The organism is Amycolatopsis sp. SB7-3, assembly GCF_041021335.1.
Taxonomy (GTDB): domain Bacteria; phylum Actinomycetota; class Actinomycetes; order Mycobacteriales; family Pseudonocardiaceae; genus Amycolatopsis; species Amycolatopsis japonica.
Genome location: NZ_JBFPJQ010000002.1, coordinates 304,595 through 325,569 on the forward strand (window position 1 = coordinate 304,595; position 20,975 = coordinate 325,569).

Annotated in this window: 13 protein-coding genes; 4 read left to right on the forward strand and 9 right to left on the reverse strand. The window is 71.6% G+C overall.

Going from position 1 to position 20,975, the window contains the following annotated elements:
* The first annotated feature begins 183 nt into the window (after nucleotides 1-183).
* Together AB8M46_RS19660 and AB8M46_RS19665 are read left to right on the forward strand one after the other, a co-directional pair.
* A complete protein-coding gene (locus AB8M46_RS19660) occupies nucleotides 184-858 on the forward strand; it encodes a TetR/AcrR family transcriptional regulator (RefSeq protein ID WP_394361077.1) in 675 nt (224 codons plus the stop codon).
* Nucleotides 855-1,988, forward strand: a complete 1,134-nt coding sequence (locus AB8M46_RS19665) for an FAD-dependent oxidoreductase (RefSeq protein WP_394361078.1) — start codon at nucleotides 855-857, stop codon at nucleotides 1,986-1,988. Before AB8M46_RS19660 ends, AB8M46_RS19665 begins: the two co-directional genes overlap by 4 nt.
* Here the strand turns inward: AB8M46_RS19665 and AB8M46_RS19670 are convergent.
* Nucleotides 1,979-2,605: a CGNR zinc finger domain-containing protein gene (locus tag AB8M46_RS19670; protein WP_394361079.1), complete on the reverse strand. Its 627-nt coding sequence runs from the start codon at nucleotides 2,603-2,605 to the stop codon at nucleotides 1,979-1,981. The two genes, AB8M46_RS19665 and AB8M46_RS19670, sit on opposite strands and share 10 nt — an antisense overlap.
* A gap of 90 nt (nucleotides 2,606-2,695) precedes the next feature.
* Between AB8M46_RS19670 and AB8M46_RS19675 the strand changes: the two genes are divergently transcribed.
* Both AB8M46_RS19675 and AB8M46_RS19680 read left to right on the forward strand, forming a co-directional pair.
* Nucleotides 2,696-3,466, forward strand: a complete 771-nt coding sequence (locus AB8M46_RS19675) for an MBL fold metallo-hydrolase (RefSeq protein ID WP_394361080.1) — start codon at nucleotides 2,696-2,698, stop codon at nucleotides 3,464-3,466.
* 43 nt (nucleotides 3,467-3,509) lie between these two features.
* Complete coding sequence (locus tag AB8M46_RS19680) at nucleotides 3,510-4,256, forward strand: dienelactone hydrolase family protein (RefSeq protein ID WP_394361729.1); 747 nt, start codon at nucleotides 3,510-3,512, stop codon at nucleotides 4,254-4,256.
* A 12-nt stretch (nucleotides 4,257-4,268) separates the two neighbouring features.
* Here AB8M46_RS19680 and AB8M46_RS19685 read toward each other — a convergent pair whose 3' ends face one another.
* The 8 genes from AB8M46_RS19685 to AB8M46_RS19720 are packed head-to-tail and all read right to left on the reverse strand — an operon-like array spanning nucleotide 4,269 to nucleotide 20,763.
* Nucleotides 4,269-4,658 (reverse strand): nuclear transport factor 2 family protein, encoded by a 390-nt coding sequence (locus tag AB8M46_RS19685; protein WP_394361081.1) that lies wholly within the window; start codon nucleotides 4,656-4,658, stop codon nucleotides 4,269-4,271.
* Nucleotides 4,659-4,670: 12 nt separating this feature from the next.
* Complete coding sequence (locus AB8M46_RS19690; RefSeq protein WP_394361082.1) at nucleotides 4,671-5,033, reverse strand: YrdB family protein; 363 nt, start codon at nucleotides 5,031-5,033, stop codon at nucleotides 4,671-4,673.
* A gap of 16 nt (nucleotides 5,034-5,049) precedes the next feature.
* Nucleotides 5,050-6,090 carry an ornithine cyclodeaminase gene (locus tag AB8M46_RS19695; RefSeq protein WP_394361083.1) on the reverse strand — a complete coding sequence of 347 codons (1,041 nt, stop codon included), beginning with the start codon at nucleotides 6,088-6,090 and terminating at the stop codon, nucleotides 5,050-5,052.
* Nucleotides 6,087-7,013 (reverse strand): ornithine carbamoyltransferase, encoded by a 927-nt coding sequence (locus AB8M46_RS19700; RefSeq protein WP_394361084.1) that lies wholly within the window; start codon nucleotides 7,011-7,013, stop codon nucleotides 6,087-6,089. The genes AB8M46_RS19695 and AB8M46_RS19700 overlap by 4 nt, the downstream gene beginning before the upstream one ends.
* Nucleotides 7,014-7,024: 11 nt before the next feature.
* A complete protein-coding gene (gene sbnA / locus AB8M46_RS19705; RefSeq protein ID WP_394361085.1) occupies nucleotides 7,025-8,020 on the reverse strand; it encodes a 2,3-diaminopropionate biosynthesis protein SbnA in 996 nt (331 codons plus the stop codon).
* Entirely contained in the window at nucleotides 8,007-8,951 is a 945-nt protein-coding gene (locus AB8M46_RS19710) for a threonine/serine dehydratase (RefSeq protein ID WP_394361086.1), read from the reverse strand. The genes sbnA and AB8M46_RS19710 overlap by 14 nt, the downstream gene beginning before the upstream one ends.
* Complete coding sequence (locus tag AB8M46_RS19715) at nucleotides 8,948-15,781, reverse strand: amino acid adenylation domain-containing protein (RefSeq protein ID WP_394361087.1); 6,834 nt, start codon at nucleotides 15,779-15,781, stop codon at nucleotides 8,948-8,950. Before AB8M46_RS19715 ends, AB8M46_RS19710 begins: the two co-directional genes overlap by 4 nt.
* Nucleotides 15,778-20,763, reverse strand: coding sequence for an amino acid adenylation domain-containing protein (locus AB8M46_RS19720; protein ID WP_394361088.1), 4,986 nt, complete (start codon nucleotides 20,761-20,763; stop codon nucleotides 15,778-15,780). Before AB8M46_RS19720 ends, AB8M46_RS19715 begins: the two co-directional genes overlap by 4 nt.
* Nucleotides 20,764-20,975: the final 212 nt, after the last annotated feature.

The following is a 20,975-nucleotide window of genomic DNA, read 5'->3' on the forward strand; positions in this document are numbered from 1 at the left end:
ACCGGGGTCTTGCCGCAAGCCCCCAGGTGCGTTATACGTTAGAAGTGGCAGGGAGAGTCGATCTCTCTGCCGTTGTCGTTTTCAGTCCGCGGTGGACGGACAAACCCCCGTTAGAGGCAGCAGGGCACCGCTGTGACCAGTGACGAACTTGTTCGTAACGAACATGTTCGTTAGTATGGAGACATGGCACCTTCGAAGAGCCGCCGGGAACGACCGGCCAAACCCGCGCTGACCCGCGACGGCATCGTCGCCGCCGCGGTCGCGATCCTGCGCGAGGAAGGCCTGCGGAAGGTCACGATGCGACGGCTGGCGCAGGAACTCGACACCGGCGCAGCCTCGCTCTACGTCTACGTCCGCAACACCGCGGAACTGCACGCGGCGATCCTGGACGAACTCCTCGGCACCATCACCCCGCCGCCGGCCGAAGGCTCCTGGCGCGACCGGCTCGAACGGCTGCTCACGGCCTACACCACGACGCTGCTGGAGTACCCCGGTCTCGCCCTGTCCGCGCTGGTGGCCCGCCCGAGCGGCGAGAACTACCTCGGCCTGGTCGAGAACCTGCTCGCCCTGCTCGCCGAGGGCGACGTGCCCGCCGAGCGGCGCGCCTGGGGGATCGACATCCTCCTGCAGCACGCGACATCGACCGCCGCCGAGCACGCCGAGCAGGACTCGCCGGACGACTGGGACGCACTGGCCCGCGCCGTGCGGGACGCCGACGAGACGACCCACCCCCAGATCGCCGCCCACGCGGCCGACCTGCTCACCGGACGGCCCGAGCAGCGGATGTCGTGGGGACTGCGGGTGCTGATCACCGGAATCACGCACACCGGCCTGCCGCCGGAAAGGAACCCGACATGACCACACACCACCCCATCGCGATCATCGGCGCCGGCCTCGGCGGACTCATCCTGGCCCGCGTCCTGCACGTCAACGGCATCGAAGCCGCGGTCTTCGACCTCGACGCGTCGCCGTCCGCCCGCACGCAGGGCGGCATGCTCGACATCCACGAGGATTCCGGACAGGCCGCGCTGCGGGCCGCCGGGCTCCACGACGAGTTCCGCGCGCTCGTGCACACCGGCGGCGAGGCCATGCGCATCCTCGACCGGCACGCGGTCGTGCACCTCGACGAGACCGACGACGGAGACGGCGGCCGCCCCGAAGTCGCCCGAGGCGACCTCCGCGACCTGCTGCTCGGCTCCTTGCCCGACGGCACCGTGCGCTGGAACGCCAAAAGCACCGGGGCACGCCCGCTCGGCGACGGCAGGCACGAGGTGACCCTGGCCGACGGCACGTCGTTCACGACGGACCTGCTGATCGGTGCAGACGGCGCGTGGTCCAAGGTCCGCCGCCTGCTCTCCGACGCCGAACCGGCCTACGAGGGCATCTCCTTCGTCGACATCCACCTTCACGACGCCAGGGAACGCCACCCCGCGAGCGCCGCGCTCGCCGGCGACGGCATGTTCTTCGCACTCGGTGCGGGCAAAGGACTTCTGGGGCATCACGACAGCACCGGCAGCCTCCACGTGTACATCGCGCTCAAGATCGCCGAGGACTGGATCTCCACCATCGATTTCCGCGACACCACGGCCGCGAAGGCCGCCGTGCTGGACCACTTCGATGGCTGGGACCCCGCTCTGCGCGCGCTGATCGCCAACGCCGACGGCGAACTGGTCCCTCGGCTGATCCACGCGCTGCCCATCGGTCACCGCTGGGATCGGGTGCCCGGTGTCACCCTTCTCGGGGACGCCGCCCACCTGATGTCGCCGTTCGCCGGCGAGGGGGCCAACCTCGCGATGCTCGACGGTGCCGAACTCGGCCTCGCTCTCGTCGCGCATCCCGGCGACGTCGAAGCCGCACTGAAGGCCTATGAGACGGAATTGTTCCCGCGTAGTGAGGCGTCGGCGGCGGAGTCTGCCGAAAGCCTCGTCCTGTGCTTCGCCGAAGACTCCCCGAAGCCGTTGCTGGAGCGCTTCGCGTCCTACCGCTGAGCCGACGCCGCCGGTTGCGAGCGCCTGGCGTAGGCGCGGGCGGCACGGGCCCGGTCGCCGCAGCGCACGGAACACCACTGGCGCCGTCCGTTGCGCAGGAAGAACCGCGTGCACGGCGGGGAACCGCAGGCCGCGATCCGCTCCGCGTCCGGCCCGGTCAGCAGATCCGCGGCGTTGGCGGCGAGGGTCGCCAACGCGTGCTCGACGATCTGGGTGATCGGATGCGACGCGGTGCGGTACAGCCCCCGCGCCGGGTCCCAGCGCAGGAGTTCGGCGGTGGGCGCCTTGCTCAGCGCCTCGTTGACGGCGTTGAGGGCGCTCTGCGGAGCCGGATCCGAACAGGCGCGCGACGCGAGCAGGATCCGCACCTGTTCACGCAACGAGCGGACCAGGCCGGCGCACAGCTCCTGAAGACCGGCGTCGACCGGGGCGAGGCCCTGTTCGGCGAGCCAGTCCGTCGCGGCGGCCGGAGTGCCGAGCAAATCGGTGAGCTGGCCGCCGGGTAGTGCGATCGTGGTGTTGGCGAGCGCCAGCGCGACGTACTGCTCGGCGCCCGGGGCAGGAGGAAGGGCAGCGGTGTCGTCCACGTTCTCATGGTAGGCGCTGACTTCATCCATGAGAAACTCTCATGGAAGTAGTTGCGGTCTTCCGTGACAACTGGATAAGGTCACTCACGGAAAGAACAGTACCTATCCGTGAGGTGGATGATGAACCAGATCAGCGACCAGCTCTCCGTCCAGGTCTTCGGCGGGCCGACCGCCCTGATCGAGTACGGCGGTCTGCGGTTCCTGACCGACCCGACCTTCGACGAGCCCGGCTACTACCCGAGGCCCAACGGGAGACCCGGCCTCACCAAGACGGCGCCGTCGTCGGCGAACCCCGCGGACCTCGGCCACCTCGACGCCGTCCTGCTGTCTCACGACGAGCACCCGGACAACCTCGACCACTCCGGCCGGAAACTGCTCGCCGACGTACCGCTGACACTCACCACGGCCAGCGGTGCGGGAAGGCTTGGCGGCACCGCGAAAGGGCTGGAGAACTGGGAGACCGTCGAACTGGACCGGCCCGGCGGGGGAGTCGTGACCGTGACCGCCGCACCCGCGGTCCACGGACCTTCGGCGGACAAGGTCAGCAGTGACGTCGTCGGCTTCGTGCTCACCGGCGACGGCCTGCCGACGGTCTACGTCAGCGGCGACAACGCCTCACTCGACGTCGTCCGGCAGGTCGCGGAACGATTCGGGCCGGTCGACACCGCCGTGCTCTTCGCCGGGGCCCCGCGTCTGAAGCCGGTCTTCGACGGCGCCCTGCTCGTCCTCGACAGCGAGCTCGCCGCCGAGGCGACACGCATCCTCGGCGCCCGCACGGTCGTCCCCGTGCACATCGACAGCTGGAACCACTTCACCGAAGGCCGCGACGAGCTGGTGGCCGCGTTCACCTCGGCCGGGCTGGCCGATCGGCTGCGCCTGAGCCGGGCTTGATCGTCTACGTTCGGGGTAAGCCGACGAGAAAGCGAGCACCGCCATTCCCGCCACCACACTGAGCATCCCCACACCCGACGGCCGGTCCGACGCCTTCGCCGCCTACCCCGAGGAAGGCGGAACGCATCCGGGTGTCCTCCTGTACCCGGACGCGTTCGGGCCACGCCCCGTCCTCTGGGACATGGCCCGCGAACTGGCCGATCACGGCTACTACGTCCTCGTTCCCAATGTCTTTTACCGGCACCGCCCGGCGCCGGTGTTCGACCTTCCCGAGCACATCACCGCCGAACACCGGCCCACGTTGTTCGGCCAGATCATGCCGCTCATCGAGGCGCACACCACCGAACGCGCCCTGAGCGACGCCGGCGCCTACCTCGACTTCCTCACCGCTCAGCCCGAGGTCGGCGCCGGGCCCGTCGCCGCGATCGGTTACTGCATGGGCGCGGTCCTCGCGATGCGCACCGCGACGGCCCACCCCGACCTGGTCGCCGCCGTCGCCGGATTCCATCCCGGCGCCCTCGTCACCGACCAACCCGACAGCCCGCACCGGCGGATCCCGGACCTCGCCGCGAAAGTCCACCTCGGCCTCGCCGAGGGCGACATGACACCCGAGGCGATCACCGAGATCAGCCACGCGTTCGACGCCGCCGGAGTCGACTACAGCTGCGAGATCTACCTCGGCACCGTCCACGGCTACACCATGTCCGACACCGACGCCTTCGACGCCGCCGGATCGCGGCGCCATTGGGAGCGGCTGCTCGCACTCCTTGAAAGCACCTTCAAGGCCTGAGTTCTTCGGGTCTCAAGGGAGATCCAAGATGCCGGTGGCCTGCGACCAGACACAACGCCACGTGCCGCCGGCATCGGTGTACACGTCGCTGTGCCACGCCTCGTGCGGTGGGATGTCCGCGCCGTCGACGGTGAGTTCGATGACGCACCGGTAGCGGAGGACGACGACGTCGGTGCCGACGATGGCGTCCACGTCACCGATCAGCCTCAGTTCCCGGTAGACGACCCGCCCGGTGGTGAGGAGATCCAGGTACTCGGCCTTCGTCCACACGGTGCCGGTCGGGTTGCACAACCGGTACTCCTCGGCGTGCAAACGGTCGTAGGTGTCGCGATCCACGTCGAGAAGACATCGGATCCGGTCCTGCTCGGCCTTGATCACCCGGCCGGCCACGTCGTCGGTCACACCCGCTCCTGTTCACTCGTTCCCGGTGACGGCGAGGATAATCCGGTCGGCGGCCCACAGTGCGGCGCCGACGACGGCGGGCCAGGTCAGCCCGACGGCGATCAACCCGGCTCCGACGCCCAGGAACAGCGCCGTTTCCAGGACGAACCGGACCGGCTCGGCCAGCACGACGCGTGCCTTCTCGGCGAGGAACAGTCCCCAGAACACCGCGACGGCGAGCGGTGCGAGGACCACGGCCGCCCACCGCCATCCGTCCGGCCCCAGCCGCCAGGCGACGACCGCCGCACCGGTCAGCAGGGCGAGTTCGAGGAGGAACCGCACGAGCAGCGCGGCACCGCGCACACCGTGGAGTGGTTCGGACAGCTGCTCGCTCATGGCTTCCCCCGTGTCCTCAGCCGAGGTGGACAACGGTACCGAGACCTTCCGCCCGGGCCTGCGCGGAGACCGCCGCGTACAGCGCGACGTCGAGGACTCCCATGCCGAACGGGTTCAGCACCACATACGGCGACGCGACCCCGTCCGCGCTGTGCCGTCCCGTGAGGATTCCGCCCAGCGTGCCGTCGAGGGGACGTGCGGACCCGCCGGAACGCGGGCGCCCGAACATGCCTTCCGCCATCAGGCGGCCCAGCGGCCGGCGCGGGTTGTCGGCGACCAGGTCCACGTCGTCGACGTACACCGCCGCCGCGTCACGGAACGCCGCGTCCGTCAGGTCGCCGAGGGAGACGTTGATCAGCAACGCGCTCGGCGACGCCCAATCCGGCTCGACGTAACCCACGTCCATCGTGGTGGTGAACACGGCGATCCCGGCCGCGGACACCGCCTCCCGCGCGGTCGGGCAGACCCGCGCCGAAATCCCCGCCGGCAGGGTGGCGGCCAAGGCCCGCGCGGCCTCCGGAGACCGGTCGTACAGCGTGACCTCGCGCAGTGACGGCAGCCGTTCGGCGAGCAGCGCCGCGTGCATCCGGCCCTGCGCGCCGCATCCGACGACGGCGAGCGAAACCGCGCCGCCGTAGCCCAGCGCGTCCACCCCCACGGCGCTCACCGCCGCCGTCCGGACCGCGCTCAGCAGACCGGCTTCCATGATCGTGGTGATACGGGCGGTCTCCGCGTCGAAGCACAGGCCGATTCCGCCCGCGCGTTCCAGCCCGCTGGCAGGGTTCGAGACGCTGGCGTTGATGATCTTCATGCCGTACGACGACCGCACCGCGCCCGGCATCCCGATCGACCGGGTGTAGGCGCCCTGCGAGTTCTCCCAGCGCAAGTACGCCTCGGCGGGCAGGAGACCGACGCCGCGGTCGTGATCGGTCAGTGTCTCGCGGACGACGCCGACCGGGTCGAGGTTCGTCAGGCACTTACGTACCTCTTCGCGGGATAGCATCGTCACCTCGCCCGCACCGGACAGGCCGCTGTCGGCCACGTCGAACCAGCTCATGCCAGATCCTCCCCGCCACACCACTCGAGCGCGGCCATCGCGCTGTACAACTTGTTCTCCGCCTGGGCGAAGGCGATGGAACGCGGCCCGTCGAGCACGTCGACCGTGACCTCCTCGCCCCGGTGCGCGGGCAGGTCGTGCAGGAACACCGCGTCCGGGCTGGTCCGCCACAGGTCCGCGGTCACCTGGAACGGCGCGAACACCGTGCGCCAATCGGGGTCCGGTTTGGCCGTTCCCGTGGTCTGCCATCGGGTGGTGTAGACGATGTCGACGCCGCCGGGCAGGTCGAGGACGTCGTGTCGCTCCACAAGGGACGAACCATGCCGGGCGGCGTGCTTGCCCGCGCGCTCCAGGACGTCCGGGTCGACGCCGTAGCCCGGCGGGGTGCGAAGGTGCAGTTCGGTGCCGGGGAACCGGCTGAGCGCCAGCGCCAAAGCCGCCGCCGTGTTGTTTCCTTCACCGACGTACAGCATGCGGACGCCGTCGACGCGGCCGAAGCGCTGGACGATCGTCGTCAGATCCGCCAGCGCCTGGGTCGGATGCTCGTCGGCGCTCATCGCGTTGACGACCGCCATCCGGTCCTGCGCCGCGATGGCCCGCAGCTCCGCCGGATCGGCCGCGGTGCGCGCCACCAGGAAGTCCAGCATCGACGACAGCACGCGTCCGGTGTCCTCGATCGATTCCCCGGTGTTGGTCTGCAGATCGTTCGGACCGTACGCGATGATCCGGGCGCCCAGCCGCAGCGCGCCCGCGGAGAACGCGGTACGCGTGCGGGTGGAGGTCTTGCGGAAGTGGATGCCGACGACCGCACCGTCCAAAGTGGAATACGTCGCGCGCGGCCGTTCCGCCAGCACGACCGCCCGGCGGACGATGGCGCGCAGGTCGTCGTCGGTGAGGTCGTCGAGTGAGATGAGGTGACGCAAGGGAAGGCTCCTCAGGAGATGGTGGCCAGGGCGCGGGCGGTCACGTCGGGCACTTCGCCGAAGTGACCGCGGACCCACGCGTCGGAGTAGATGGTGTCGAGATAGCGGTTGCCGTCGTCGGGGAAGACGAGCACGCACCGGGAGCCGGGCGGGATGCGGTCACGCAGCTTCGCGAGCGCCGCCACGGTCGCGCCGGACGAACCGCCCGCGAGGATGGCTTCGCGCGCGACGAGCGTCCGGCAGGCCCGCACGCATTCAAGATCGGTCACGTGCACGACCTCGGCCGCCGCGGACGTGTCGACCAGCGGCGGCCGCCGTCCGGCGCCGTGGCCTGGGATCCGGCGTTCCTCCGTCGGCACGTGGAAGATCGCGCTGCCGGCGGCGTCGACCGCGATCAGCTTCGTGCTCAGCCCTTCCCGCCGGATGTGGTCGGCGCAGCCGCGCATCGTGCCGCCGGTGCTGACCGCGCAGAACAGATAGTCGACGCGGCCGTCGAGCGCGTCGACGATCTCGCGCATCGTGTGCTCGTGCGCCGCCGGGTTGAGCGGATTCGCGTACTGATCGGGCCAGAACGCGTCCGGCAGCAGCGCGAGAAGCTCCCGCACCCGGGCGATCCGGGCACCGAGCAGATCGCCGTCCACCGGGGCGGTGACGACCTCGACCGTGGCACCGTAGGCCCGCAGCAGCGCGAGGGTCTGCGCGGTCGTGCGGGTGTCGACCACGCACACCAGGTCGAGCCCGAAGTACGCGCACATCTGGGCGAGGCCGACACCGAGATTGCCCGACGTGGACTCGACGACCACCGATCTGCCCGGCACGAGCCTGCCGGAGCCGATCTCACCGCGCAGCATGTTCAGCGCGGTCCGGTCCTTCACGCTGCCGCCCGGGTTGAACTTCTCCAGTTTCGCGAACACCCGGGAACCCGCCAGTGGGACGACCCGGTCCAGGGCGACCAAGGGAGTGTTCCCGATCGTGGCGAGCACACCGCCGATTTCAGCCGTGCTCAACGGACACCTGCTCTCTCCTCGCCCCCAGTGGTGGCGCGGCGACGTTCCCGCCGGAGACGACGGCGACCGTCGCCCTTCCCGACGCCCCGGCGCGCCCGGTCAGATGGGCGGCGGTCGCCACCGCACCGCTCGGTTCGGCGACCACGCCGAACCGGTCGAACAAGAACGCCTGCGCGGCGACGATGCTCTCCTCCTCGACCGTGACGACGTCGTCCACGAGTGTCTTGACGTGCTCCCACGCCAGCTCGCCGAGCACCGGGGCACGCAGGCCGTCGGCGATCGTCCGGTAGGTCCGCGAGACCGGCCAGCGCGTCAGGCGGCCGGTGCGGAACGAGTCGGCGGCGTCCGCGGCGAGTTCGGGCTCCACGCCGACGACCCGCGTGCCCGGCGAGTACGCCTTGACCGCGACGGCGACGCCCGCGAGCAGGCCGCCGTTGCAGACCGGGACCAGGACCGTGCCCGCGTCCGGCAGATCCGTGACGATCTCCGCGCCGACCGTGCCGTGGCCGGCGATCACCGCGAAATCGGCCGACGTGATCAGGGTGGCGCCGGTGTGGGCCAGCAGTTCGGCCGTCGCGGATTCCCGTTCGCCCGGTGGCACGACGACCACCTCGGCGCCGAGCGCGCGGACCGCGTCGACCTTCAACGCGGGCGCCGTTTCGGGCAGCACCACCGTGGCCCTCACGCCTTGGCGTGCCGCGGCGTAGGCGACCGCGCGGCCGTGGTTGCCGGACGACTGGGCCAGGACGTGACCGGTCAGCCCGGCGACCGCGTTGAGCGCTCCGCGGACCTTGAACGAACCGGTCCGCTGCCGGTTCTCCGGTTTGATCCACAGACCGTCGACCGGCCCGAGTACGGGGGTGCGGCGCACGGAGTACCGGATCCGGTCGGCCGCCCACGCGACGTCGTCCCCGGTCACCAGACGCGTCATCGGGCCACCGCCCGGTCGGCCAGCGCCTGAACGCGGTCGAGGTCGGCGTCGACCTCGGTGGGCGGGGCGGCGTCCGGCAGGAGATCCTCGATGTCCCGCAGCCGCCGGTACCGCAGCCCGAGCACACCCCAGACGACCAGGGCGATCCCGGAGAACACCATCAGCGCGGCGACCCCGGCGTGGGCATCGTTGGCCGTGACCGGATCCAGCGCGCCGAACCCGCGGGCGAGCGGGCCGAACCAGTCGGACAGCGCGCCGGCGGTGAGGAACCCGAGCGGCGACATGGCCGTGGCCAGCATGACGTTGATCGCGAGCACCCGGCCCTGCAGATGCTGGCCGACCTTCGTCTGGATGATCGACAGCCAGTGCGCGTTGCCGATGCTCATACAGGCCAGCCGGATGAACAGGCCCGCCGCGATGACCAGCGCCGACGGCCAGACCCCCATCAGCAGCACCCCGAGACCGGAGCCGATGACGAACCCGATCATCCCGGTGGCCCGGCGTTTCGTTCCGCCCCACCAGATCACCACCACGGCTCCCACCGCGGCACCGACACCACCGGCGGCGCTGACGAACCCGAGCTCGCCGGGTGTCCCGATCGACAGCACCAGCGGCGTGATGACCACCCACATCAGCGCGGTGAAGTAGTTGACCACGGCGAAATAGCCGACCATCGCCAGCAGGGGTTTGCGGCGCAGCACGAACAGGAAGCCGCCGGTGAGCGCCTTGCGGAACGGTTCCTGCCGGGTGAAGAAGAGCCGGTCGGGGAAGCGCACGGCCAGGAGCGTCACCACACCGACGGCGAAGGTCGCGGCGTCGACCACGACGACCGACGTCAGGCCGGACAGTCCCATGAGGACACCGCCGAGGATCGGGCCGAGCACGGTGCCGAGCCCGATCCCGATATCGGCCAGCGCGTTCGCCTGCGGCAGGTACGGCTTCGGCACCAGCTGGGCGATCGCGGCGAGGTACGCGGGCCGGTGGAACGCCGACGCCAGCGACGTCACCCCGACGATCACGCAGACCGTCGGCAGGTCCAACCGCCCGAGCGCGACGAGGACGGCGAGCGCGACCATCGCCGCCCCGCTCACCAGATCGCAGGCCAGCATGATCCGGCGGCGGTCGAACCGGTCGGCCAGCGCGCCGCCGACCGGGGTCAGCAGCATGCTCGGCAGCCGGGCCAATAGCACCACGAGCGCGAGGTCGAACACCCGCCCGCTGCGTTGGTAGGCCCAGACACCGAGGGCGAACGAGCTGAGTTCGTTGCCGATCATCGACATCGCCTGGCCACCGGCGACCGTGTAGAAGGCCCGCAGCCCGCGGCGGCCGGCGGCCACCGGGACGTCGTCCACCCGCGGCGGCAGTTCCCCTGCGGCCCACTGGGTGAGCCGCGTCCGCAGAATGGCGGCCACCTCCGCGGCCTGGTGGCGAAGGAAGTAGTGGCCCGCCTTCGGGAGGACGGCGAGGTCGACGCGGTCGGCGAAGGCACCCCATTCCCGGTGGCGTTCCCGGTACAGCTCGGTCGCCGGGTCGCTCGCCCCGACCACGCACAGGATCGGCGCGGACAGCCGGGTCTCGGTGCCGAGTTCGCGGCCGAACCAGGCCTGGGCCTGCGCGGCGTCGTGCCGCAGGCCCCGCAGCATCGCGGTGCTCGCCTTCTCGTCCATGTCGTCGAGAAGGCCACCGCCCGCGCGGAGCGTGTCGCGGTAGAGCCGGTCGGACACCCACCGCTCGCGCGGGAACTTCCGTTGCAGCCAGGCGGAGAGACGGCCCGGCAGACGGGCGGCCGGGAAGCTGCCCGCGACTACCACGCCCAGGACGGTCCGGCCGTCGGCCTCCAGCCGCGCGGCCAGCGCCGTGGCGACCGCCGAGCCGACGCAGTGCCCGTAGACCGCGACGGGCCCGGTGACCGTCCGGCCGATCTCGTCCGCGAGGGCGGCCACGATCTCGTCGATCGTGCCGAATTCCTCGTCCGGACGGGCGACGTCGTGGCCGGGCAGTTCGACCGCGCGGACGTCGACGCCGTCCAGTTCGTTGGCCAGGGGCTGGAACACCGCGGCCGAGGCGCCGCCGTACGGCACGCAGATCAACGTCACCTCCGCCGCGTCCGCCCGCGCCGGGGAAAGACGGTGGAGCATGCCGCCGGTCTCCTCGCCCGCGTCGAGGTAGGCGGCCAGTTCGCGGACGGTCGGGCGCAGGAACAGGTCGATGACGCGCAACCGCTCGTCGAGCAACCGCACCGCGCGCACCGCGGTGAACGAATGCCCGCCGAGTGCGAAGAAGTCGTCGTCGACGCCGACCTCGGGCACCTCGAGCACCTGCGCCCACACCTGGGCGACCCGCCGCTCGGACGGTGTCGCCGGGACGCCGCCTCCTCGCTTCGCCGCGGCGGGGACGACCGTTTCGCCGGGGACGACCGTGACGCCGACCGTGGCGTCCACATCGGACAGAAGGACTTCGAGCAGGTCCTGGAAGTCCGCGACGATCCGTTCGGCGGTCGAGGCGTCGAACAGATCGGTCCGGTAGGCGAGTTCGCCCGAGTAGGTGTCGCCGTCGTTGACCAGCGCCATGCTGAGGTCGAATTTCACGCGTTCGGTGGCCGAGGGCAGCGGCGTGACGTCGAGACCGGGGATGACCGGTTCCGGCGCGGGCTGGTCGAGGACGTTGAGCAGCACCTGGAACAGCGGCGTCGCGGACATCGTGCGGTCCGGTCTGAGCCGCTCGATGATCGCTTCCAATGGCGTTTCCGCGTGCGCGAACGCGCCGAGCACGGTCTCCCGGACCCGGCCGAGGAGTTCGCGCACGGTCGGATCGCCACCCAGATCGGTGCGCAGCACGAGCGTGTTGACGAAGCAGCCGACCGTGGCTTCGACGCCCGAATGGTGGCGTCCGGCCTCCGGCACACCGATGGCGACGTCGTCGGCGCCTGCGAGCCTGCCGAGCAGGACCTGCCAGCCGGCGAGCAGCACCATGAACGGGGTCGTGCCCGTCTCGCCGGCGACACGGCGGAGCGTCGCGGTGAGACCGGCGGAGAGCGTGTAGCGGACGTGCCCGCCGGACCAGGCGGCCACCGGCGGCCGCAGCCGGTCGGTGGGCAGAGTGAGCAGGGGCGGAAGCCCGGCGAGACGTTCGCACCACCAGTCGAGGTCTTCCGGACGTTGCCGCGTGGCCTGCCAGGCCGCGTAATCCGCGTACTGCACGGGAACCGGCTTCTGCGTCCGGCCGCTGTAGGCGTCCGCGAGGTCGGTGCCGATGATGCCCCGCGACCAGTTGTCGGTGGCGATGTGGTGGATGGTGATCGCCAGGACGTGGTCGTCGTCGGCGACGCGGAACAGCTTCGCCCGCCATGGTGGCTCACGGTCGAGCGCGAAGGGCCGTTCCACCTCGGCCCGATACGCGGCCACGACGTCATCTACATCCACAATGGACAGTTCGATCGCGTCTGACGGCAGCGGGACGGCCATCGGGGTGCCGTCGCGGTCTTCGATCACGCTGCGCAGCACCACGTGCCTGGTCGCGACCTCACGCACCGCGCGGGCCAGGGCGTCGGTGTCCAGTTCGCCGCGCAGGCGCAGCACGATGTCCCTGTTGTAGGCGGATCCGGGCTCCAACAAATCGAGGAACCATAGCCGGGCCTGCGCCGAAGACAGCGGAGCCGGAGCCTCGGGATCGGGGCGCACGGGGATCGGCGCGCCGCCGGACACCCCGCCGGTGTCGGCCTCCAGCACCGCGGCCAGATCCGCGAGCACCGGGTACTCGAACAGCGTCCGCACCGACACCTCCCGGTGCAACGCCTCACCGAGCCGTCCGGCGACCCGGACCGCGGCGAACGAATGGCCGCCCACGGCGAAGAAATCGTCGTCCGCGCCGACATCGGACCGGTCGAGGACCTCCGTCCAGACGCGGGCGACCAGCCGTTCCGCCGGGGTGGCGACCGGGCGGCGCACCGCCGGGGCGGGCGCGGATGCCTGGGGCAGCGCGGCGCGGTCGATCTTGCCGTTCGCGTTGAGCGGCAAGCGATCCAGCACGGTCAGCGAGGCGGGAACCATGTAGTCCGGCAGCCGTTCCCGCAGTGTCCGGCGTACGGTCGCCACGTCGAGCCCTGGTCCGACGAGCCAAGCGGCCAGGCGCCGGTCGAGGCCGTCGCCCATCGGCAGCACGACGGCCTCGGCAACGCCGTCGACGTCCCGCAGTGCCGCGGTGACCTCGCCGAGCTCGACCCGGTTGCCGCGGACCTTCACCTGGTCGTCGGCCCGGCCGCGGAACTGCACGGTGCCGTCGGCGCGCACACGCAGCAGATCCCCGCTGCGGAAGCACCGGACACCCGCGCCGAGCGGATCCGGCCGGAACCGGTCGGCGGTCTGGGTGTCGTCGCCGAGATAGCCACGCGTGATCTGCGGACCGCCGATCACCAGCTCGCCGGTCATCCCGGGCGGCACCACCGCACCGGTGCGGTCGACGAGGTAGCCGACCACGCCGGGCAGCGGCGTGCCGAGCGGTACGTAGCCGTGGCGGTCGTGGCCGGGGATGGCGGCCACGTCGCAGGTCATCGAGATCATCGTGCTCTCGGTGTGCCCGTAGTGGCTCTGCACGCGCAGCCCGGGACGGGCCGCTTCGGCACGTTCGACCAGTGACCAGGGGCAGGCCTCGCCCGCCAGGATGAGCAACGCGCGCGGCAGCACCGAGGCCAGATCTCCGTGACGCGCCAGGAGTTCCAGGTGACTGGGCACGCACTTGAGCACGTCGACCGGATGCTCCGCCAGATAGCCGGCGAACGCCTCCGGATCCATCGCGGTGTCCCGCTCGACCAGATGCACCGTGCCGCCGGTGGTGAGCGCGCCGTACACGCAGGTCAGGCCGAAGTCGGCCGCAGGCGTGGAGACCACTGCGAACGACGCGCCCGCCACGTCGCCGAGCCGGGGCAGCATCCCGGCGAGGTAGTGCGCGACATTGCGGTGCTCGACCGCGACGCCCTTGGGAGAGCCGGTCGAACCGGAAGTGAAGATCACGTGGATCAGATCGTGTCCCGCCACTGCGACGTCCGGCCGTGTGGCGGGCTGCCCCGCGACGGCGTCGTCGACGGTCAGGACGGTGACGTCGGGAACGGTGACGTCCAGACCTGGCTGGACGAGCAGGATCCGGGCCTTCGCGGTGCGAAGGATGGCGGCCACGCGCGACGGCGGGTAGGTGGTGTCCATCGGCAGGTACGCCCCGCCCGCCTTCATGATGCCGAGCACCGCGACCGCGACGTCGGTGCCCTGCTCCAGCAACATCCCGACCGGTTCGTCCGCGGTCACCCCCAGTTCACGGAGCCGATGCGCGAGCCGGTTGGCCCGCTCGTCGAGCTGCCGGTAGGTCAGCGAACCGCTCCCGCCGACCACGGCGACGGCGTCCGGGACGCGGTCGGCGGTCCGCTCGATGAGCACGTGCACCGGCGGGTACTCGGCGGTTTCCGGTGCGGGCCCGGCGAGCACGGGACCGGTCACCGTTTCGAGGGGGACGCCGGCGACCGGCCGGTCGAGGTCGGCGGTGACGCCGTCGAGGAGCGCGACGAACCACCGGGCGATCCGTTCGGCCGTGCCAGGATCGAACAGGTCCGTGCGGAAGGACAGCCCACCGCGGTAGACACCGTCCACTTGGGACAGTGCGAGATTCAGATCGAATTTGACGCCGCGCACCGGCGCCGGGAGCACCCGCGCGTCGAGCCCGGGCCACTCGGGCGTACCCGGCGGGTCGTCGAGGACGTTGAGCATGACCTGGAAGATCGGCGAGGCGTCGAGGCTCCGCTCGGGCGCGAGCCGTTCGACGATGCGCTCGAAGGGCACGTCCGGGTGCGAGAAGGCGTCGAGCACGGTGTCGCGGACGGCGGAGAGCAGGCTGCGGCCGGTGGTGACGCCGGAGAGATCGGTGCGCAGCACGAGGGTGTCGACGAAGCAGCCGACGACTCGTTCCGACCCGGGCTGCCGCCGTCCCGATTCCGGAACGCCGACCGCGACGTCGTCTGTGCCCGCGAGACGTCCGAGCAGTGCCTGCCAGCAGGCGAGCAGGACGGCGAAAGGCGTGCAGCCGGTCTCCCTGGCGACGTCCTGGATCCGGTCGGTGAGCGCCGGCGGGATCTCGACGGGCACCTCGGCGCCCTCGCCGGAGGCGACGACGGGACGCGGCCGGTCGACGGGTAGTTCCAGCACCCCGGTCCCGGCGAGCTGCCGGCACCACCAGGCCAGGTCGTCCTCGTGCGGCTGGGGAGGCGTGAAGTCCGCGTACTGGCGGTCCGGCGGCTCGGGCGCGGGACGGAGGCCGAGCCTGGCGGCATAGCAGGCGGCGAGATCTTCGAGCACGACGTCGACCGAGGCGGCGTCCATGGCGATGTGGTGGAAGGTCAGTTCCAGCAGGTGGCGGTCTTCCGCGGCCTGGAAGAGCGTGGCCCGCATGGGCGGCTCGTCGGCGAGGGCGAATGGCCGGTCGGCTTCCGTGCCAAGGACGTCCACAGTGGACACTGGAACGTCGTCGGCGGACCGGGGAACGGCGCGGGGTTCGCCGTCGATCTCCCGATGGACACTGCGGAGGACGACGTGCCGCCGTGCGACGTCCCGGACGGCGGCGAGGAGCGCGGTGGTGTCGACGGGCCCGGTGAGTTCGAGGGTGACGGGGATGTTGTAGGCGTGCCCGTCGGGTTCGAAGCGGGCGAGGAACCACAGCCGGGCTTGCGCGGGGGAGAGCGGCGTGGGGCGCTCAGTGGTGTCGCCGCGCAAGGCGGCTGCGGCGCGCTGCGCGAGAAGGCTGGGAAGGTGCGGTGCCGCGGTCATGTGGTGCCTTTGGTCGATGGTCATGCCGTGCCGCCCGTGGGCACGGATTCGAGGGCCGTCATGGCCATGGCGTTCAATGCCTTGGCGAACTCGCGCAAGACCGGGTGCTCCAGCACGCTCCCCGCCGGGATCGGGAAACCGAGCGCCGCCGACAGGCGGTCCGCCACCTGGGCGGCCTTCGCCGCATCGCCGCCGAGTGACGGGAAGTCGTCCAGCGCGCCGACCCGGTCGTGGCCCAGCGTCTGGGCCCAGACGACCGCCACCAGTTCTTCGACCGGACCCGCCGGTTCCGCGCGCAGGCCGCCCAGCTGGGCGGTGAAGTCCGACAGCACCGGATGGTCGAACAGCGTCCGCACGGTGATCCGGCGGACCGCCCGCTCACGCAGCGTCCCCACCACCCGCGTCGCCGCCAGGGACCGGCCGCCGAGGGCGAAGAAATCGCTGTCCGGGCCGATCTCGCCGACGTCCAGGCAGGATCGCCAGACCTCGGCGACCACTTCCTCGTCCGCCGAGAGCGGAGCCGCCGCGGCGGCCGTGGCGGACGGCACCGAAGGCAACCCACGCCGGTCAAGCTTCCCGTTGGGCAGCAACGGAAGCGCATCGAGCGTCAGCCAGCGGCTCGGCACCATGTATCCCGGCAGCAGCCGCCCGACGTGTCGCTGGGCGGCCGACGGGTCCGCTGACGCCGGCGTGAGGTACCCGGCCAGGTGGGCGTCGACGCCGTCCGCGATCACCGCGACCGCCGCGTCGTCCACATCGGACAGTGACCGCAGGGCGGCCTCGATCTCGCCGAGCTCGAAGCGGTTGCCGCGCACCTTCACCTGATCGTCGGCGCGACCGAGGAACTCCAACGTGCCCTCCGGCCGCCATCGGACGAGGTCGCCCGTCCGGTACCAGCGGCCGTCCTCCTCGGTGACGAACGCGGCCGGCTCCGGGTGCCCGCGGTAGCCGCGCGCGACGCCGCTCCCACCGATCCACAGCTCGCCGATCGCACCCGCCGGAACGGGTCTGCCACCGACGTCGCGTACGGACAGGCGGGCGCCGGGCGTCGGTCCGCCGATCGGCACCCAGGTGTCGCCGGGCGTGACGCGGTGCGCGGTCGCCGCCACCGTCGCTTCCGTCGGGCCGTACCCGTTCCACAGCTCGCCCACCAGCGGCAACACCCGTGCGGCGAGGTCGGTGTCGAGCGCTTCACCGCCGAGCAGCAGCCGCAAGGACGGGTCGCCCGGCCAGTCCGCCGCGAGCAGCATCCGCAGGCTCGTCGGCGTCAGATCGGCGACGGTGACGCCGTTTTCGGTGATCCACCGGGCGAGCTGATGGCCGTCGACGGCCTGGTCGCGGTCGGCGATCACGCACCGTGCGCCCGAGGCGAGCGGCCACCACAGTTCTTCCACGGAGACGTCGAACGCCAAGGGTGCGATCGCCGCCACGGTGTCGCCCGGCGCGATGCCGTGGGACAGCCGGCGCGATCGGACGAAGGCGTGCAGGTTCGCATGCGTCACCTCGACGCCCTTCGGCCGTCCGGTCGAGCCGGACGTGTAGAGCACGTAGGCCAGCGAGTCACCGCTCGGCACGACCAGCTCCGCCTCGGCGTCGGGGACCGAATCGGCGTCGAGCACCGTGCCCGGCAAGGCGACGTCGCGGGTGCTTCCGCGCGTGAGGACGACCTCCACACCCGCCTCGGTGACGAGCTGGGCGAGCCGTGCGGGCGGCAGGTCGGGGTCCAGCGGCAGATACCCGGCACCCGCCCGCCACACGGCCAGCAGCATCGCGGGGAGCAGTTCGTCGCGGGGCAGGCAAACCCCGACCGCGTCTCCTCGCCGGACGCCCGCCGCGACCAGGGCACGGGCGACCCGGTCGGCATGGGCGACCAGCTCGCGGTAGGTCAGCGTGGACACCGCGAGCGCGTCCGGTGCGCGTTCGGCGTGGCGCAGGACCGCGTCCGGGACGCTGACCGCGTCGGACGGTGGCAGCGGGGCGCCGGTGCCCCATTCCGTGAGCTCCGCGCGTTCGTCGTCGCTGATCAGGTCCAAAGTGGACAATTCGGCGTCCGGAGTGGACAGTGCGGACCGCAGGATGTGCAACAGGGACCGGGTGAACCACTGCGCACGGGCGGGGGAGAGCAACGCCGGATCGTGCTCGAGGATCAGCTCACCGCCGTCGACGTGCTCGTTGACGAAGACCGTCAGCGGGGCGTGGCTGCCGCCGGTGGGCAGTTCGCCGAGCAGGTCGAGCCGGGTGCCCGGCCCGTGTACCGACACCGGCAGCCCGGCGGGCTGCACGGAAAGCGACACCGGGGTGAGCGGCATCCCGGCCGGACGGTCGCCGCCCCAGAGTTCGGTGAGCTCGCCCGATGACAGGCCGCGGTGGTCGATGGCCCGCACGGTGGTCGTCATGGCGGAGCGCAGCAGGTCGCGGAACGAACCAGCCGGATCCGGGCGCAGCCGGACGGGGAGCACCTCCACCAGCGGGCCGACCGTATGGGTGAGATCGGCGGAATCCCGCCGCGCCGCGGCCGTCCCGAGAAGGACGTCCGAGCCGTTCACCAGCGAACCGGTCAGCACGCCCAGCGCGGACAGATAGACCGCGAAGGGCGTGACCCCCGAGGTCGAGGCGAGCCGGTCCACCGCCGTGCGCAGGGTTTCGGGCAAGGGAACGGTCACCCGCTCGCCGAGGAACCGCTGCGTTCCGGGGACGGGCCGGTCGAAGAGCGCGTCGGGAGGGACCGCTCCCGCCAGTTCGGCCGACCAGTACCGCGTCAGCCGGTCATCCCGCACGAGTGCCTGTTCGCGGAGGGCGACGTCGCCGATCTGCGCCCCCGGCTCCGGCGCGTCCGCCCCCGCCAGACCGGTCATGAGCTCACCGATCGAGACGCCGTCGGTGGCGATGTGGTCGGAAACGACGATCAGCTCGGTGACTTCGTCGGCGACCCGGAGCGCCGTGATCCGCAGCAACGGGGATTCGGTGCGCAGGTCGAACGCGTGCCGCGCCGCGGCCGATTCCTCACCTGCCTGGAGGACCTCGAGAGGAACCGGGGCCGGAGGGCCGATGACGAACCGCGGCTCGCCGTCGTGATCCTGGACCGTGCCGCGCAGCGCGTGATGCCGGGCCACCAGCGCGTCCGCCGCGCTCTGGATCGCCTCGCGTGAGAACGGGCCCTGGTGACGCAGGCGCCAGGCGGCCGTCGTGGCGGTGCCCGTCGGGCTGAGCTGGGCGAGGGTCCACAGGTCGCGTTGCGTGTGGGTGAGCGGGAAGACCTCGCGACGCGGGTCGCTGACCGGTTCCGCCGCCGGTTCGACGACCGGGGCTTCGTCGAGCCGCCGCGCGACGGTGGCCACCGTGCCGTCGGTGAGGAAGTCCTCCAGGCTGATCACACGGTGGGTGGTTTCGCGCAGCCGCGCCACCGCTCGCGCCGCGGCGAGCGAGTGACCGCCGGAATCGGTGAACCGGTCGTGCACGCCGATGTCCGCCAGCCCGAAGGCCGCCGTGACGGCTTCGGCGACCAGGCGCTCGGTGTCGGTGCGGGGAGCGACGAACTCGGCCGAGGCGTCGCGATCGAACACCCAGGCCGCCAGTGCCACCCGGTTGGCCTTTCCGGTGGTGCCGAGCGGGATCGCGTCGAGTACGGCGATCCGGGACGGGACGAGGTGTCTGGGCAGTCGTGCGCGCAGCCAGGCGAGCAATTCCGCTTCGGTCGGCCGATCGCCGTCCGGTTCGGCGAACCCGATCAGCCGTCGTTCCCCGGATTCGTCGGCCGGCGCGAGTACGACCGCGTTGCCGACCGCGGGATGGGTCAGCAGCACGGCCTGCACCTGGCCGGGTTCGACCCGGAACCCGCGGACCTTCACCTGGTCGTCGACACGGCCCGCGAAGTGGTAGACGCCGTCCTGCCGCCGGACGAGGTCGCCGGTGCGATAGTGCCGGACGCCGTCCTCGGTCACGTACTTGCTCGCGGTGAGCTCGGGCCGTCCGAGGTAACCCCGGGTCACGAGCGCGCCGCTGACCCAGAGCTCGCCGGTTTCGCCGTCACCGAGTGGACGGCCGTCCCGGTCGCGTACGGAGAATTCCGCGCCGGGCAACGGGGTCCCGATCGGCGGGTCGGTCCGTTCGCCGCGGCCGACCTCGTACGACGAACAGTTGACGGTTGCCTCGGTCGGGCCGTAGCAGTTGACGATCCGCCGGACACCGTCGTTGCGGTGGATCCGGTCGACGAGCGCGCGGCTCAGCGGTTCGCCGGCGATGGCGACGGTCCGAACCGAAGGCGGCAGCGGCGTGCGGGCCAGGACGGCGAGCACGGACGGGACGCCTTGCACGAACGTGACTTCGTCGCGAAGACCGGGCAGCGCCAGCAGATTCTCGGCGAGGACGAGGCTCCCGCCGGTGACCAACGGCGGGAACAACTCGGCGACCGACGCGTCGAAACACACCGAGGCGGCGCCGAGCACGCCCCGCAGTTCGTCGTCGGAGTAGGTGGCGGCCGCCCAGCGCAGCAACGCGAGCACGTTGCGGTGCTCGACTTCGACGCCCTTGGGCCGTCCGGTCGAGCCGGACGTGTAGATCACGTAAGCGAGGTCCGAATCCGCGCCGGTGACGCCGGGGGAGGTGGTGCGCGTGACGTCGATGTCCGCGACGGCGAGGACCGGAACCGGTTCGTCCGCGCCGGGTTCGTCCACCACGACCAGCCGCAGCCCAGAGTCCTCGACGATGTCGGCGACCGCCGCACGCGGGGCGGCCGGGTCGAGCGGCACGTACGCGCAACCCGCCTTCAGCACGCCGAGCAGTACCGGCACCAGCCACGGTCCGCGACGCAGGCGCACACCGACCAGGGCGCCGCGCGACATCCCGCGTTCCAGCAGCGCGTGCGCCACGGCGTTCGCGGCCTCGTCCAGTTCCCGGTAAGTCGTCCGCCGGTCTCCGGCGACGACCGCCACGCGGTGCGGGGTCCGGCCCGCCTGGTCCTCGAACGCCTCGTGTACCCGGCCGGCCCTGCCCAGTTCTGCCCGCAACTCCGCCGAACTCCTTTACGCCCCAGTCGGTCCGAAGTGGACCTCGGCCGATTCAACTGGGGCCGGACCGGCACGGTCCATGAACAACCGACCGGAACTTCGACGCCGGAAGTTCCGGTCGGCGAACCCCGCTCACCAACCGGAACCACAGGCACACGGACCGCGATCGAAGACGTGACTCGCGTGATTGAACGGCGATCATCCGTGATCAG